Here is a 15,469-nt window from a genome sequence, read left to right as displayed (position 1 = left end):
GATATTCATTTGATAAGTTTAAAGAGCTATGCGCGCATAGCTCTTTTTTTTTGTTTTAATTTCACGGTAAATTAACTCAAACCTATCAATATGAAAAAGTATTATCTAATTACTTGCCTACTGCTGCTCTGCTTTGGTTTAAATGCCCAAGTAACCACTTCAAACATGTCGGGATCGGTCGTTGACGACCAAAACCAACCTTTGCTTGGTGCAAATGTCGTAGCTATACACACTCCAACAGGTACTACCTATGGTGCAATAACCAATGAAGACGGCTTGTTCAAGATTCTTAACCTTCGTGTGGGCGGGCCCTACGAAGTAACAATTTCTTATGTAGGGTTCAAAGAACAACTCATTGGAGACATTAACCTTACACTTGGTAAAACTTTTACTTTAGATGTGCTCTTGCAGACCGAAAGTCAGGCTCTTGATGAAGTGGTAGTCATATCGGATAGGGGAGGTACTTTCGGAAGCGACCGTACCGGTGCAGAAACAAGCGTCGGTAGAAGAGAACTTACTCGATTACCAACCATATCTCGATCGGCCCAAGATTTTACAAGGTTGGAACCTTCATCTTCCGGTAATTCTTTTGGTGGTAGAAATGACCAATACAATAATTTCTCTCTTGACGGGGCCATTTTTAATAATCCTTTCGGTCTCGATTCGCCAACGCCAGGTGGGCAAACCGAATCACAGCCAATCTCTCTAGATGCCATTGACCAGATTCAAGTGTCGTTGGCGCCCTACGATGTAACCCAATCCGGATTTACCGGTGCTACCGTAAATGCGGTGACCAAAAGTGGTACCAACGAATTTCACGGTACCGTATATGGCTTCTTTAGAAATGAAGACTTGACGGGTGGTAGAATAAAAGGCGAAGACGTAGTGAAGCCCGACCTTAAGCAAAATCAATATGGCATAAGTATCGGTGGGCCTGTAGTTAAGAACAAGCTTTTCTTTTTTGCCAATTTCGAACGTGATCAGAGAGATGACCTTGGTTCTAATGGTTGGGTTCCAAATACAGGTTCTGGCGCTATAAATGAATCTAGGGTTACGGAGGGTGATCTTATAACCGTTCAAAACTCCCTTGCTGGATTAGGTTATGACACAGGTCGCTATCAAGGATTTACTTATGGAGCGGAATCCACCAAAGGTATCCTTAAACTTGACTGGAACGTAAATAGCGACCACCGATTGGCATTGATATATAACTTTCTTAGTGCTTCAAAAGAAAAACCCGCACACCCGACTGCCTTGGGTATTAGAGGACCAAGTTTTCAAGTGTTACAATTTGAAAACAGCGGCTATGAAATCAACAATAATTTGCAATCGGTACAATTAGAGCTGAATTCAACTTTTGGTGATAACGCCACCAATAAACTTCAAGTGGGTTACTCACATTTCGATGATTATCGTAATGCATTATCGGCCCCCATACCTGCCATAACTATTCAAGATGGTGCAGGAAGCAATTATATCATAGCAGGTCATGAGCCTTTTTCCATCAACAATAGATTAGATCAAAAGGTCTTTCAGGTAACCAATAACTTCAATTACTTTTTGGGTAACCATACGCTAACAATCGGTGCCTCATTGGAAAAATTTCAGTTTGATAATTCCTTTAACTTAGGTGCCTATGGTTATGATGAAGATGGCGATTTCGTACAAGAGGTGGGTGCCTTTGCGGCATACCCGAGTTTGGCAGCCTTTCAAACCGATATTACTGATGGTACGTTGGCTGCTGCTCTGGCAAATGCCCAGAACATCTTCGACAACAGCAATGCAGCAGGCGAAGGTAATGAAGGCGGATGGGCCTTGGCGGAAACCAATGTGGGCCAATTCTCTATTTATGTACAAGATGATTGGAACGTAACCTCCGATTTTAAATTGACCTATGGTGTTCGGTTAGATAAGCCTTTGTATTTTGATACCCAAGATAAAATTCGCGAGAATATCGCTCGTAAGCCCTTTACCTTCGACCCTTCGATTTCTTATTTCAATCCGCAATCGAATCAAGAGACTCAATTGGACTCGGAAACCCTGCCCAGCAACGATTTCCTAATTTCGCCTAGGGTTGGTTTTAATTGGGATTTAAATGGAAACCAAACCACTCAGATAAGAGGTGGAAGCGGGGTTTTTACTGGTCGTTTCCCTTTTGTTTGGTTGGGTAATCAGGTGCAGGGTCTAGATTCGTTCTTCTACCAAATTGTGGATCCAGACTTTAAATGGCCGCAAGTATGGCGTACGAATATTGGTGCCGACCACCGACTCGATAACGGTATCATTTTGACTGCTGATGTCTCTTATACCAAGGATATAAATGGAGCCCACGTGCAAAACTGGGGCTTGAGAAATCCAACTTTGACATTGAATGCCCCCGGTGATAACAGACCCATTTATGCCGATTCGGATAAAGGTAACAACGGGTATGTTTTTACCAATTCCGATAAGGGCAGAATATGGAATGCTTCTTTAAAGGCCCAAAGAAACTGGGATAACGGCCTTTACACAAGCTTGGCCTACAATTACCTAAATGCAAAAGATGTCAACTCCATCGAAGCCGAGATTACGGGTGACGCTTTTGATTTCAACCCGAACTATGGAAACGCGAATGCAGATGTTCTGTCTTATTCAAAATATGGTGACACGCATAGGTTTATCGGCGTGGGATCCAAACAATTCGTATATGGAAATGATAAATGGTCTACCACTATCTCGACCTTCTTTGAATATGCACAAGGAGGAAGGTTCAACTATACCTATGCCGGCAATTTAAACAATGATAGCTCTTTTCAGAACAATGACCTTCTTTACATTCCTACGGAGGCCGAAGTTCAACAAATGCAGTTTTCAGGAGCCGGACAAGCTCAAGCCTTCGAAAATTTCATTCAACAAGACGACTATATGAGCGACCATAGAGGTGAATATTTTGATAGATATGGCGCCTTAGCTCCTTGGAGGGGTAAATGGGATGTGAAATTACTTCAAGATTACCGATTGAATGTGACCGATGAGAAAGTGCACACGATACAATTTAGTATGGATATTTTGAATTTCGGTAACCTTTTGAACAGCGATTGGGGTCTCGTGCAACAACCTAATACGCCTAACCCACTTTCGGTGACCGTTGATCCCGCTACCAGCGAACCGACCTATACATTCAATACCGGATTGACCGACAGTTTTGTTTATGACTCTAGTTTACTTTCGCGTTGGCAAATTCAGTTCGGTTTACGCTATATTTTTTAAATAGATCATAAGAATATTGAGAATTAGGCCATACATTTCGTATGGCCTTTTTATTTTTGCCGGATGAAATATACAAGGCTAACAAAACAACAATTAGAGGAACTTCACCCAGAGTTTATCAACTTTTTGGCCACCCAATCGATCACCGCTGAAGAGTGGTCCGATATCAAAGAGAACAAACCTCAGGTTGCCGAAGATGAAATAGATGTTTTTAGTGATTTGGTCTGGGAAGGTGTGCTCAGTAAAGTAGAATACCTTGAGAATGTTTCTACCCAACAAATGCACCTTTTTCATTTAACCGATAAAGAAATGAAACTTTTATCGGTAAAAGTTATGAACCCAGAGATTAATTTAACTTCAAAAGAAGGGTTTGCTTGGTTCAAAAAGAACTGGCAGTCCGATTTTGTAGAATACCTGACCGCCTCCAAAGCATATTCAGAGGATAAGAACCTAGATAAGTTTCAATTGATTCAGCAAGGTGCGGTTATCACTAAGGGTGAATTGTTTCAATGGTTTGATAAAATCATCAATTAGACGCATATTTGTCAATTATTCATCTTACGTACCGGAATCGGTCTTTGAACCGATTAAAAGGTTACTCCCACAACTATAGATTTAATGGCCCAAAAACCAAGCATACCAAAAGGTACGAGAGATTTTGCACCTTCAGAAGTACAAAAGCGCAATTATATTTTTGATATCGTACGAAAGCGATTTGAAACTTTTGGCTTTCAGCCCATTGAAACTCCTTCCTTTGAGAATTCTGAGACCCTAATGGGTAAATACGGCGATGAAGGTGACCGCTTGATTTTTAAAATATTGAACTCGGGAGATTTTTTAAGTAAGGTTGATGAAGGTACCTATGAAGCTAAAAATTTTAGTTTGATTACTCCTAGAATTTCTGAAAAGGCATTACGCTACGATCTTACGGTACCATTTGCGCGTTACGTGGTGATGCACCAAAATGAGATTGATTTTCCTTTTAAACGATATCAGATACAGCCGGTTTGGCGAGCGGATAGACCCCAAAAAGGTCGTTTTCGTGAATTTTATCAATGTGATGCCGATGTGGTCGGGGCCAATTCATTACTACAAGAAGTTGAATTGGTACAATTGTACGATGCCGTTTTTACAGACTTAAAATTGGAAGGTGTCACCATTAAATTGAACAATAGAAAAATACTTTCCGGAATCGCCGAAGTAATTGGTGCGCAAGACCTTTTAATCGATTTTACCGTAGCACTTGATAAGTTGGATAAAATAGGGGTAGACGGGGTCAAGAAAGAAATGAAAGAACGAGGTCTGACCGATGAGGCCATTTCTAAAGTAGAACCCCTTTTTCATTTGTCCGGTAGCAATATAGAGCAACTGAATGCTCTCGATACTTTATTAAAAGAATCGGAAATAGGCTCAAAGGGTGTTGATGAATTACGTTTTATTATAGAATCGGTTGCCGACAGTGGTCTGAAATCGGCCATCTTATCGATAGATGTTACTTTGGCCAGAGGCTTAAATTATTATACGGGCGCGATACTTGAGGTGGCTGCTCCTTCGGGCGTGAAAATGGGTTCAATCGGAGGTGGCGGACGATATGATGATCTCACGGGTATTTTCGGTTTGAAGGATGTTAGCGGTGTAGGCATATCTTTTGGATTGGATCGCATCTATTTGGTACTAGAGGAATTAGGATTGTTTCCCGAAGCTATAGACCAATCATTGCAAGTTCTATGTCTAAACTTCGGTGAGAAAGAATCATTGCGTGCTTTGAAATTGATCAATCAACTTCGTGACGCCGGGATTAAGGCAGATATTTATCCTTCAGATACCAAGATTCAAAAGCAGTTTAAATACGCCAACAATAGAAATGTTCCCTATGTAATTTTGATTGGAGAGCAGGAATTGGAAAATGGTGAATTTGTAGTTAAAAACATGACCCAAGGCAGTCAGGAAACCCATCTTTTGAGCAATCCTGATAATTTCATTCAATCTCTTCAATTGAATTAATTTCTATTTTGCTTGAAGGCGTAATACCGTATGGGTGTTCCTTACTTTGCATTAGTTAATATATCTAGGTGTACTCTAGATTGATTAGCTAAAAACAAAGAACTCAGAATATGTTTATTCTCGTCATTGCAATTGTATCGGCCGCATTGGCTTTCGGTGCTATCTGGGGCATCTATGGCCGCTTATCGAAAAGAACTGAAGGTTTTTTGGTGGCCTTGGCAGGTGGAGCCCTTTTGGTTTCTGCGGTTATGGAATTAATTTACCCTGCTGTCGAAAAATATAATGCACTTTATGCATTCATATCTGTTTTCGTAGGGGCGGCAACTTTCACGGGACTGGATTACCTAGTGAAAAAGAAGTGGGGTTCTGAAAGTGGAGGTGGTTTATTAGCTGCTATTACCTTGGATGGTATTCCAGAGAACTTAGCGCTTGGTGTAGCTCTGATAGGGGCTGACCTATTATCGGTCGCCGCTTTGTCCGGTTCAATATTACTTTCCAATCTACCAGAAGCTGCCGGAGGTGCTAAAGAAATGGCCGGGAACAATTCTAAGAAAAAAGTTCTATGGTTATGGTGTGCTACCGCCCTTCTTCTATCGGCAGCATCCCTTATAGGATATTACCTCTTAACAGACGTGCCTAAAGATATTTTAGGATATTTAAAATGTTTTGCCGGCGGGGCGGTCACTGCTTCTTTGGCACTTGAGGTATTTCCCGAATCCTATAAAAAAGATAAATATTGGTCGGGTATTGCCACGGCCATAGGTTTGATTTTGGCAATGTACCTGAGTACATTGGGCGAGTAGCTTAGGTTAAAGCCGCTCTTTGATAGCACTTAATACCATCTTGTAATAAGCGGCGCCGTGTTTGACATATTTCTGGACTTGAGCCAATCCCCAAGTTTCTTGTGCAAGAGTGATGAGGGGTATCAATTTTAGGTCGTTTACCTCACTTTCTTGTTTTTGAAGTTGATTGAAGGGTACTGAAAGTTCACAAATAAATATATGATTGAACTCATTATCTATGAGGGTAGGTGAATGTTGGTGAAACGACTCGTGAACTCCTATTTTTTCTAAACTCTGCTCTTCGATTTCAAGACCGATTTCTTCTTTTACTTCTCGTACCGCAGAAGTTTCGATTTTTTCACCTGCGCCAATATGCCCCGCGACAGATACGTCCCAAAGTAGTGGGTGCGTATCTTTGTTTGCTGCCCTTTGCTGAATCAACACTTGTCCTGCTTTGGTATAAAACCATATATGCACCGATTCGTGGTACCAACCGTTTTTGTGGGCCTCAGATTTCATGGCCGTTTTACCCGTTTTGTTTCCAGACTTGTCGAGAATGTCAATAAGTTCGTCCATATAAAAAAGCCCTCCATTGGAGGGCGGTTTTGTTAATCGAAATAGCTGAAGGTTTCACCTTCTTTTATATTCAAGAGCGTTTCATAAATCAGACGAATCACATTTTCCACATCGTCTTTATGAACTGTTTCTACCGTGGTATGCATGTAACGCAACGGCAATGAGATAAGGGCCGAGGCTACACCGCCATTGCTATAGGCAAAAGCGTCTGTGTCGGTACCGGTCGCCCTTGAAGCCGCCATACGCTGAAAAGGTATCTTCTTGGCTTCTGCCGTCTCAATAATGCGTTCCCTTAATTTATTTTGAACCGCGGGAGCATATGAAATCACAGGTCCAGAACCAATTTCAGTATGACCTTGTGTTTTTTGGTCAATCATCGGTGTGGTCGTATCGTGGCAAACATCGGTTATGATGGCAACATTGGGTTTAATGGTTTGGGTAATCATTTCTGCCCCACGCAGACCTATTTCTTCTTGAACAGAATTTGTTATATAAAGTCCAAAAGGAAGTTTCTTCTTGTTTTCGTGCAGCAGTCGAGCCACTTCGGCGACCATAAAACCACCAGCACGGTTGTCGATTGCCCTGCAAACGAATTTATCTTCATTTAAGATATTGAATTCATCTGGGTAGGTAATTACACACCCCACATGAACCCCCATTTTTTCGACTTCTTCTTTATCCTTCGCACCGACATCGATAAAGATGTTGTCTAGTTTGGGCGGTTCTTCTTTTGACTTATCGCGGGTATGAATGGCCGGCCAGCCAAAAATGCCTTTTACCACCCCATTCTTGGTATGTATGTTGACCCATTTTGAGGGCGCGATTTGATGGTCGCTTCCACCATTTCTGATGACATAAAGAAGGCCGTTATCGGTGATATAGTTGACATACCACGAGATTTCATCGGAATGCCCCTCGATGACCACTTTATATTTCGCATCGGGATTGATGACCCCTACGGCAGTGCCATAGGTATCGGTAATGAAGGTATCGACATATGGTTTTAGATACTCCATCCATATTTTCTGACCTTCCCATTCGTAACCGGTCGGGGAAGCATTGTTCAAATATTTTTCGAAAAACTCCAGTGACTTTTTCGTTATAATTTTCTTGTTAGCCATTTAAAATTGATTTACTTACAAACTTAGCAATATTCACTTTTAATTAATAATAAGCACTACTAATTATCGTTAATTTTGGCAGGACTTTTGCATTTAGATGCGCTATGAAAAAAACTACGATTTTTCTTTTTTTGATTTGCTGTTTTTTGTCGGTCAACGCTCAAATTCAGGAGGAACCGTTAGATTCCGTAGCCGAAAAAATGATTATTGTAGAGGGAGATTCTATTTTTAGAAGCTCTATCGATCTTGATGAAGTCTATCTCTTTGGGCGATTAAAATTCGGCTCCTATAAAGAAAAACTCAAATATTATATTTTAAGAAGAAAGACCTTAAAGGTTTACCCTTATGCAAAATTGGCGGCTGAAAGATTGGTTGAGCTTAACGATAGTATTTCAAAAATCACTAAAAAGCGTCAACAAAAAAGATATACTAAAAAAGTTCAAAAGTATATTGAGGAAGAGTTTTCTGAAGAGCTTAAAAAGCTTACTAGAACCGAAGGTCAAATACTTGTGAAACTAATCTACCGACAGACCGGCGAAACGGCTTTTGATTTGGTGAAGGAGCTAAGAAGCGGTTGGCGTGCCTTTTGGTACAATACCACGGCCAGCATGTTCAGTATCAGTTTAAAAGAGGAGTTTCACCCCGATCAAGTGCATGAAGACTATTTAATCGAAGATATTCTTCAAAGGGCTTTCGCCGCTTATCAATTGGAGAGGCAAGAATCGGTTTTGGATTATGATTATGCCCAACTGAGCAATAAGTGGACTTTGAGCGGTAAAAGGGAGAAGTGATCCGCGCAAGAATCAATCTTTTTTCTTTCCGGGTCCAAATAGCGAATCCAATAGTACCTTAATACTGTAAAAGCCCATTGCGATGGCGCCTACGGCCAAGACAAGGCCGATTATGAGTACAGGCCAGAACAATATGTTTTCTTGGTTTTTAAACGCCTGGTACAAAACAACCGGAGCCATGAACATGAGTACCAGGGTATATGCCAAAAATTTTATCCCCTTGACCAAAAGTTCTTTATCGGTTTTCATAAAGCCGTGATTGTAATTAAGAGCTATTCTATGGTTATGGATTGGGTATACGTTTGGCAAACAGCAAAGTAACCCAGGGCAAAATTATCGGTACCGTTTTCATCGGAAACATTTAAGATATTACCTCTAACCGTCGCTGATGGTGTTTGAAAGGGCCCTTGGTCTCCACCGGATTGAACGATGACTTGGTTCATATAATTGAAAAAAGGCTCATCTACACCAATGAGACTAATTTGTACTTCCATGCCGGGTTGCACCCCATCATCATAAAAATAGGAAAACTCGAAGGGTTGACCTTGATAGAATTCATCTTCGGAGACCAGGTACTCATTGAAATCAAAATCAAACAAGTAGTAATCGTCTCTATCTGGGCTATCGGTAAAAGAAATGAGTATTTCAGTCTCATCGCCTGTGAAAAGACTTCCCTCACCTTGTTCCAGACGACTAATCGGCGATGTGGGCACGTAATTCGTTGTTGCGGAATAAATAACCCCGTTATAATCAATTCTTAATTGTAGTTCATTTCCATCTGTAAAAAAGGAAGTATTTTTTGAACCTTCATACTGCCCCGGAGTAGTTTGCGTGAGAACCAAGATGTTAGTGTCTTCGGCGTCGTTGCTTTCGTAACCAATGTTCGTTATATGAATTTCACTCAACTCTGCCGGTTGTGGTTCATCAAAAAAGTTACTGGTTTCGCCTACGGTGAACGATACATTGGTCATTTCCATCTCGGTATCAACACGAATAACAGCATCTACAAATAGGCGTGGAGGCTCGGTAGGGGTATCTATTTCTACTACATCTTCACAAGAGGTAATTAGAAAAAGCACCGGTATGATAAGTAAGTACTTCCTCATTTTTTCTAAAATTTAAAGTTGTAGGTTACGGCGGGTACAATTCCGAAAATACTTGTACGAACCGCTTCGTTTTGTCGTGTGTCTGGGTTTCTGCTAAAATTGATAGAGGCGGCGTTTCTACGATTGTATACATTGTAAAGGCTAAAAACCCATTCACCTTGCCATTTTCTGTTCTTATTTTTATCGGGATTCAGATTAGCGGAAAGATCTAGCCTATGGTAAGTAGGTAATCTTTCTTCATTACGTGCGCCGTAATAAGGTACCGACAAGCCCTGAAACTTATATTGACCCACAGGGTAGTTGGTCGGTTGCCCCGTCTGGAACACGAAGTTAGAATTAAAGCTCCATTTTGAATTCAATTGGTAACTACCATATAAAGACAGGTCGTGTGTCTTGTCGTATGGGGTATTGTACCAGTTACCATTGTTAATACCAGTTTCGTTGAGTGTACGGCCAGGAGTACGCTGTTCAGATTTAGAAAGGGTATAGGCTAACCAACCTTGAAATCTGCCCTCGTTCTTTTTCAAGAGAAATTCCCACCCATAGGCGCGTGCTTCCCCGTTGAGAATTACTTGTTCTATAGCATCGTTGGCAATCAAATTCGCACCATCTATGTAGTCAATTCTATTTTGAATATCCTTATAAAAAAATTCAGTTTCAATTGAATAATCGCCTTCCATCAATTCTTTAAAATAGCCAAAGGCATATTGATCCAGTAATTGCGGTTTTACAAAAGGTCCGCTGGGTGTCCAAACATCTAAAGGAGTAGGGGAGCTGGTGTTCGACAAAAGATGTAGGTATTGCGCCAACCTAGTGTAACTGGCTTTAAAGGAGTTGCTTTCATTTAAGGAATATGCCAAAGAAAATCTAGGTTCAAAGTTATTATAGGTAGCTAGACTTTCTTTGCGTGAGGAAGTTCTTGTTTCTAAAGGATTGGCTTCTCGATAAATTAGTAAATCGGGGTCGAAATCTACAGGATTATTATTTGCATAGACATTAAGTTCGTCTTGGCCCAAACGAATGAAATTACTGAAACGCAGCCCGTAATTGATACTGAGATTATCGGTAAGGTCATGCTCAACATCAATATAAGCAGCAAATTCATTGGCATACTTTTGAATCAGTTGTTCTTCAACTATGCCCGAATCTGAATTACTGGGTTCGATTTTACCGGGATTAAATCGATAGTAAATATTATTAAGCCCGTAGTTCACCTGTAATTTGTCATTTACGTAGTGCTTCAGGTCGTATTTGACATTAAAGTTTTGAATACCTGAATTCCAATTAAACCCAACAAAATCAAGCTTAAGTCCGTAATAGTAATCGGAATAGATCAATGATAAATTCGAAAATAATTTATCTGAAAAAAGATGGTTCCAACGAAAGTTACCGACGGCATTACCGTAGGTATTTACAAAGCTTTCGCTAATGCCCAAAACATCCCTACCGAAGTAACCTGACAAATAAATACTATTTCTATCGTTCAGATTAAAATTTATTTTGGTGTTGAGATCATAAAAATAGGCGGTATTGTCAACGTCAAAAAGCGGCAAGAAAAGATGTGCATACGAGGCCCTGCCCCCAATCAAAAAAGCGGCTTTGTCTTTAATGATAGGGCCTTCGAGCAATAACCTACTGGCAACCGCACCTATGCCTCCATTAACCTTGAAATCTTTACTATTGCCCTCTTTTTGAAAAATATCCAACACCGATGAAACGCGACCGCCGTACCTTGCCGGAATTCCCCCTTTGTATAGTTTTAAGTCTTTAATGGCATCGGGATTGAAAACGGAGAAAAAGCCGAAAAGGTGAGAAGAATTAAAAATGGTAGCCTCATCTAGCAAAATAAGGTTTTGATCGACGGCACCGCCCCGAACGTTGAACCCTGAGGCGCCCTCGCCCGCATTTGTTACTCCTGGTAGTAGCAAGATTGATTTGATTACATCGGCTTCACCGAGAATTACGGGTATTTTTTTTATTGTTTCGGCCGACATGGCATTGACGCTCATTTGCGGCTTTCGTATACTAATTTTTTCAACATCTTCTGTAACGACAACTTCTTCAAGCTCTTCGGCCGACTCTTCTAAACGAAAATTTAATTTTTTGTTTTCTGATAAAACGATGGTCTGTTGAACCTCTTTAAAGCCCAAATAACTGATTTGAACTTGGTACTCGCCTTGTGGTAGGGTTATAGAGTAAAAACCATATTCATTGGTGGTCACCCCCGTTTTCAATTCAGGAATGACAATAGTGACACCGATTAGGGTTTCATTGCTTGAAGCTTCCGATACTGTTCCGCTTAAAGTGAATTTGTCTTGTGCGAAGGTTATAGAAAATGAGAAAAGACTAATAAATAAGGCTAGCTTATAATAGGGAGCCATTAAGCAATTTTTCTTTAAAAATAGATAGAAATGGGCAAGAAGAAAATAAAAATAGGACCAAAAAAAGCCCTCTAAGTTATTAGAGGGCTTTTCATATGAAATATTATTTTTTAGATGCTATCTAATATGGAGTTCAAAGTTTCGCTTGGGCGCATGGCCGAAGCTACTTTTTCTGAGTCTGGCATGTAATAACCGCCAATATCTTTTGAACTGCCTTGGCTCGCAATTAGTTCCGCGGCGATTTTATCTTCATTCTCGCTCATGGCATCATATATCTTTGTGAAGGCCTGTTTCAATTCGGCACTTTTATCTTGCTTTGCCAATGCCTCTGCCCAATATAGAGCCAGATAGAAGTGACTTCCTCGAGTATCGATTTCCATCACTTTTCTGGAAGGAGATTTGTCGTTGATCAAGAATTTTTCGGTAGCACTATCCAAAGCATCACCAAGGACTCTTGCTTTCAAATTATCGTTTTTCTCTCCGTAGAAATCCAAAGAAACTCCCAGTGCCAAGAACTCACCAAGAGAGTCCCATCTTAAGTGACCTTCTTCCAAAAATTGTTCTACGTGTTTTGGTGCCGAACCACCTGCGCCGGTCTCGAACAATCCACCACCATTCATTAAAGGAACGATGGAAAGCATTTTGGCACTAGTACCTACTTCTAGAATCGGGAAAAGGTCGGTCAAGTAGTCACGAAGAACATTACCGGATACCGAGATGGTATCTTTACCTTCTTTCATTCTCTGTAAGGTGTATTCTGTTGCCTTTTTAGGTGATAGAATTTTAATCACAAGACCTGTAGTATCGTAGTCTTTAAGGTACACATTTACCTTTTTGATCAATTCGGCATCATGAGCTCGATTTTCATCTAACCAGAAAACCGCTGGGTCTTGGGTAGCTTTCGCTCTTGTGACCGCCAATTTCACCCAATCTTGAATAGGGGCATCTTTTACTTGGCACATACGCCAAATATCACCTTCGGCAACTTCATGTTGAATCAATACTTCGTTCGAACCGCTATCGATAACTTCAACTTTACCGGAAGTACCGATTTCAAAGGTTTTGTCGTGAGAACCGTATTCCTCAGCCTTTTGGGCCATCAATCCAACATTGGGTACTGTACCCATGGTCGTCGGGTCAAAAGCACCGTTTTCTTTACAGAAATCGATAGTGGCCGTGTAGACATCGGCGTAACTACTATCAGGTATAATAGCCTTGGTGTCTTGCGGTTGACCATCTTTGTTCCACATCTGGCCAGAATTTCTGATCATGGCTGGCATAGAAGCATCAATGATGATATCGCTAGGCACGTGTAGGTTGGTAATACCTTTATCTGAGTTCACCATCGCCAAATCAGGACCATTTTTAATAGTAGCCTTGATATCAGCCTCAATCTGTTGCTTTTTATCGGAAGGAAGATTACCAAGTTTGGCAAATAAATTTTCTAAACCATCATTAGAACTAATTCCAACAGACTTAAAGTCTTCACTATATTTTTCAAAAACATCTGCAAAATAAGCTTCAACTGCATGGCCGAAAATGATGGGGTCTGAAACCTTCATCATGGTTGCCTTCATATGCAAAGAAAACAGAACACCTTTATCTTTGGCATCTTTGACCTGCTCTTTTAAAAATTCGGTCAAAGCCGCTTTACGCATCACAGTGGCATCAATGATTTCACCCTTGAGTAAAGAAATACCATCTTTTAGAATCTGTTCTGAACCATCTTGGCCCTTAAGAACTATCTTAACTTTTGTTGCTGCATCAGTGGTTAAAGACTTTTCATTGCTCTTGAAGTCGCCTTTGCCCATAGTAGCTACATGGGTTTTGCTATCAGCACTCCAAGCACCCATTGAATGGGGGTTTTGCTTGGCATAATTTTTTACCGCTCTTGGCGCCCTACGATCCGAATTACCTTCACGTAAAACAGGGTTAACGGCACTACCCTTAATTTTATCGTATCGAGATTTGATATCTTGTTCTTTTTCATTGCTAGGGCTATCAGGATAATCGGGTAGGGCATACCCTTTTTTCTGAAGCTCGCTAATAGCTTCCTTTAATTGAGGAATCGAAGCACTAATATTCGGTAGTTTAATAATGTTGGCCTCGGGTTTTTTAGCCAGCTCACCTAATTCTTCCAAATCATTGGAAATTTGCTGGCTTTCATTCAAAAAATCGGGAAAAGTGGCTATAATTCTACCGGCCAAAGAAATGTCTTTGGTTTCAATGGTTACATCAGCAGTTTTTGAAAAAGCTTTTACTATAGGTAAAAAAGATTGTGTCGCCAAAGCTGGAGCTTCGTCGGTCTTCGTATAAAATATCTTCGACATCAATAATTGGAGTTTAATTTAAAGCGGAGCAAATATACCATTTTTTGTTGTGTTACTGCCCAAAAGTTAAAAAGCCATAACATTAAAGGTATCGAAGTACATGAATTACGAAAAATTCAAAAAAGATGGTAAGACTATGCCTTGGTTAGCTCGGAAGTAATTAAAAAACAAAAGCCATATCATTGTATAAATACATTGATATGGCTTTTTAGAAATAGCTATCAAACCTTTCGCACCCTATTTCTCAGAGTCGGCAACCATTGATTGCGTTTGCATTACTATTTCCACGTTTGTTCCACCTCTGTGCTCTCGACTATATCTTTGGCATTTTGGCTTCTCTTCTCGTTGTTTTGATGATCTTAAGAGCAACCATATTGACTCTAGGTCAATTTATGGTTGGTAAGTACACCCACATAACAGTTTCAAAAAACGACAGTTTAATGAACCTATGCTCGCCATCTTTGCGTCAATTTTGAATTACCTTCATTTTCACTAGGCTAAAACAACAATATAAAGAACGTTGACTTTATAACGGTTTCCATTTAAATCTTCGACAGATTATTACTTTAACCGTGATATAAATATACGTAATATTTTAACTACAGTATTAATTTTAACACATTTATAATCAACCAATTATAAACAATCGAAATTAACAATTGTTCATAACGCAAAAATCCCCTACTGATTAAATCAATAGGGGATTGAATATTTATTGGGTAAGTCTTAAGAACGTACCTCTTTGATACGTGCTTTTTTACCTGTAAGGCCTCTAAAGTAGAAGATACGAGCTCTACGTACTTTACCTTTTTTATTAACTTCAATTTTCTGTAGTGCAGGCATGTTGATTGGAAAGATACGCTCTACACCAACTGTACCTGACATTTTACGAATAGTAAAAGTTTCGGTAGCACCTGTACCTCTACGTTGAATAACTACCCCTCTAAAAAACTGGGTTCTAGTTTTTTCACCTTCCTTAATTTCGTAATAAACGGTGATAGTGTCACCAGCTGAAAACTTTGGGAATTCTTTTTTTGCAACAAACTCGTCTTCAACGAATTTTAACAATGCTTCCATGATAAAAATTTATGGTTTATCGTAGACCAACATTCACGATTCTCGTCAGAGG

The 15,469-nt window shown here is 40.1% G+C and carries 12 protein-coding genes; 5 read left to right on the top strand and 7 right to left on the bottom strand.

Going from position 1 to position 15,469, the window contains the following annotated elements; genetic code table 11:
* Positions 1–90 precede the first annotated feature (90 nt).
* The 4 genes from IL356_RS11525 (at position 91) to IL356_RS11510 (ending at position 6,056) form a co-directional block, all read left to right on the top strand.
* On the top strand, positions 91–3,249 hold the full coding sequence (locus IL356_RS11525) for a TonB-dependent receptor (protein ID WP_121848864.1): 3,159 nt from the start codon (positions 91–93) through the stop codon (positions 3,247–3,249).
* A gap of 63 nt (positions 3,250–3,312) precedes the next feature.
* Positions 3,313–3,783, top strand: a complete 471-nt coding sequence (locus IL356_RS11520; protein WP_121848865.1) for a DUF6495 family protein — start codon at positions 3,313–3,315, stop codon at positions 3,781–3,783.
* A gap of 84 nt (positions 3,784–3,867) precedes the next feature.
* Positions 3,868–5,253 carry a histidine--tRNA ligase gene (hisS, locus tag IL356_RS11515; protein ID WP_121848866.1) on the top strand — a complete coding sequence of 462 codons (1,386 nt, stop codon included), beginning with the start codon at positions 3,868–3,870 and terminating at the stop codon, positions 5,251–5,253.
* Positions 5,254–5,363: 110 nt separating this feature from the next.
* Positions 5,364–6,056 (top strand): ZIP family metal transporter, encoded by a 693-nt coding sequence (locus tag IL356_RS11510; protein WP_121848867.1) that lies wholly within the window; start codon positions 5,364–5,366, stop codon positions 6,054–6,056.
* Between the two features lie 6 nt (positions 6,057–6,062).
* On the opposite strand, the gene IL356_RS11505 is transcribed toward IL356_RS11510, so the two are convergent.
* Entirely contained in the window at positions 6,063–6,611 is a 549-nt protein-coding gene (locus tag IL356_RS11505) for an NUDIX hydrolase (RefSeq protein ID WP_121848868.1), read from the bottom strand.
* Positions 6,612–6,643: 32 nt separating this feature from the next.
* Positions 6,644–7,732: a M42 family metallopeptidase gene (locus IL356_RS11500; RefSeq protein WP_121848869.1), complete on the bottom strand. Its 1,089-nt coding sequence runs from the start codon at positions 7,730–7,732 to the stop codon at positions 6,644–6,646.
* A gap of 104 nt (positions 7,733–7,836) precedes the next feature.
* On the opposite strand from IL356_RS11500, the gene IL356_RS11495 reads away from it, so the two are divergent.
* Entirely contained in the window at positions 7,837–8,523 is a 687-nt protein-coding gene (locus IL356_RS11495) for a DUF4294 domain-containing protein (protein ID WP_121848870.1), read from the top strand.
* A 12-nt stretch (positions 8,524–8,535) separates the two neighbouring features.
* Here IL356_RS11495 and IL356_RS11490 read toward each other — a convergent pair whose 3' ends face one another.
* The 5 genes from IL356_RS11490 to rplS form a co-directional block, all read right to left on the bottom strand.
* Entirely contained in the window at positions 8,536–8,772 is a 237-nt protein-coding gene (locus IL356_RS11490) for a DUF6095 family protein (RefSeq protein ID WP_121848871.1), read from the bottom strand.
* A gap of 23 nt (positions 8,773–8,795) precedes the next feature.
* Positions 8,796–9,629 carry a DUF4249 family protein gene (locus IL356_RS11485; protein WP_121848872.1) on the bottom strand — a complete coding sequence of 278 codons (834 nt, stop codon included), beginning with the start codon at positions 9,627–9,629 and terminating at the stop codon, positions 8,796–8,798.
* A 5-nt stretch (positions 9,630–9,634) separates the two neighbouring features.
* Positions 9,635–12,010 carry a TonB-dependent receptor gene (locus tag IL356_RS11480; RefSeq protein ID WP_121848873.1) on the bottom strand — a complete coding sequence of 792 codons (2,376 nt, stop codon included), beginning with the start codon at positions 12,008–12,010 and terminating at the stop codon, positions 9,635–9,637.
* 110 nt (positions 12,011–12,120) lie between these two features.
* Complete coding sequence (locus IL356_RS11475; protein ID WP_121848874.1) at positions 12,121–14,340, bottom strand: NADP-dependent isocitrate dehydrogenase; 2,220 nt, start codon at positions 14,338–14,340, stop codon at positions 12,121–12,123.
* Positions 14,341–15,066: 726 nt separating this feature from the next.
* Positions 15,067–15,417 carry a 50S ribosomal protein L19 gene (rplS, locus tag IL356_RS11470; protein ID WP_121848875.1) on the bottom strand — a complete coding sequence of 117 codons (351 nt, stop codon included), beginning with the start codon at positions 15,415–15,417 and terminating at the stop codon, positions 15,067–15,069.
* Between the last annotated feature and the right edge of the window lie 52 nt (positions 15,418–15,469).

The sequence above is a fragment of the Euzebyella marina genome, assembly GCF_014855515.1.
GTDB classification, from domain to species: Bacteria; Bacteroidota; Bacteroidia; order Flavobacteriales; family Flavobacteriaceae; genus Euzebyella; species Euzebyella marina.
Note: the sequence above shows the minus strand (reverse complement) of the source record. Positions and strands in the feature narration are given on the sequence as shown.

Bases quoted from the DNA above. Each gene is read 5' to 3' on its own strand.
- IL356_RS11525 (WP_121848864.1), top strand. From the start codon at position 91: ATGAAAAAGTATTATCTAATTACTTGCCTACTGCTGCTCTGCTTTGGT.
- IL356_RS11520 (WP_121848865.1), top strand. From the start codon at position 3,313: ATGAAATATACAAGGCTAACAAAACAACAATTAGAGGAACTTCACCCA.
- hisS (WP_121848866.1), top strand. From the start codon at position 3,868: ATGGCCCAAAAACCAAGCATACCAAAAGGTACGAGAGATTTTGCACCT.
- IL356_RS11510 (WP_121848867.1), top strand. From the start codon at position 5,364: ATGTTTATTCTCGTCATTGCAATTGTATCGGCCGCATTGGCTTTCGGT.
- IL356_RS11505 (WP_121848868.1), bottom strand. From the start codon at position 6,611: ATGGACGAACTTATTGACATTCTCGACAAGTCTGGAAACAAAACGGGT.
- IL356_RS11500 (WP_121848869.1), bottom strand. From the start codon at position 7,732: ATGGCTAACAAGAAAATTATAACGAAAAAGTCACTGGAGTTTTTCGAA.
- IL356_RS11495 (WP_121848870.1), top strand. From the start codon at position 7,837: ATGAAAAAAACTACGATTTTTCTTTTTTTGATTTGCTGTTTTTTGTCG.
- IL356_RS11490 (WP_121848871.1), bottom strand. From the start codon at position 8,772: ATGAAAACCGATAAAGAACTTTTGGTCAAGGGGATAAAATTTTTGGCA.
- IL356_RS11485 (WP_121848872.1), bottom strand. From the start codon at position 9,629: ATGAGGAAGTACTTACTTATCATACCGGTGCTTTTTCTAATTACCTCT.
- IL356_RS11480 (WP_121848873.1), bottom strand. From the start codon at position 12,010: ATGGCTCCCTATTATAAGCTAGCCTTATTTATTAGTCTTTTCTCATTT.
- IL356_RS11475 (WP_121848874.1), bottom strand. From the start codon at position 14,340: ATGTCGAAGATATTTTATACGAAGACCGACGAAGCTCCAGCTTTGGCG.
- rplS (WP_121848875.1), bottom strand. From the start codon at position 15,417: ATGGAAGCATTGTTAAAATTCGTTGAAGACGAGTTTGTTGCAAAAAAA.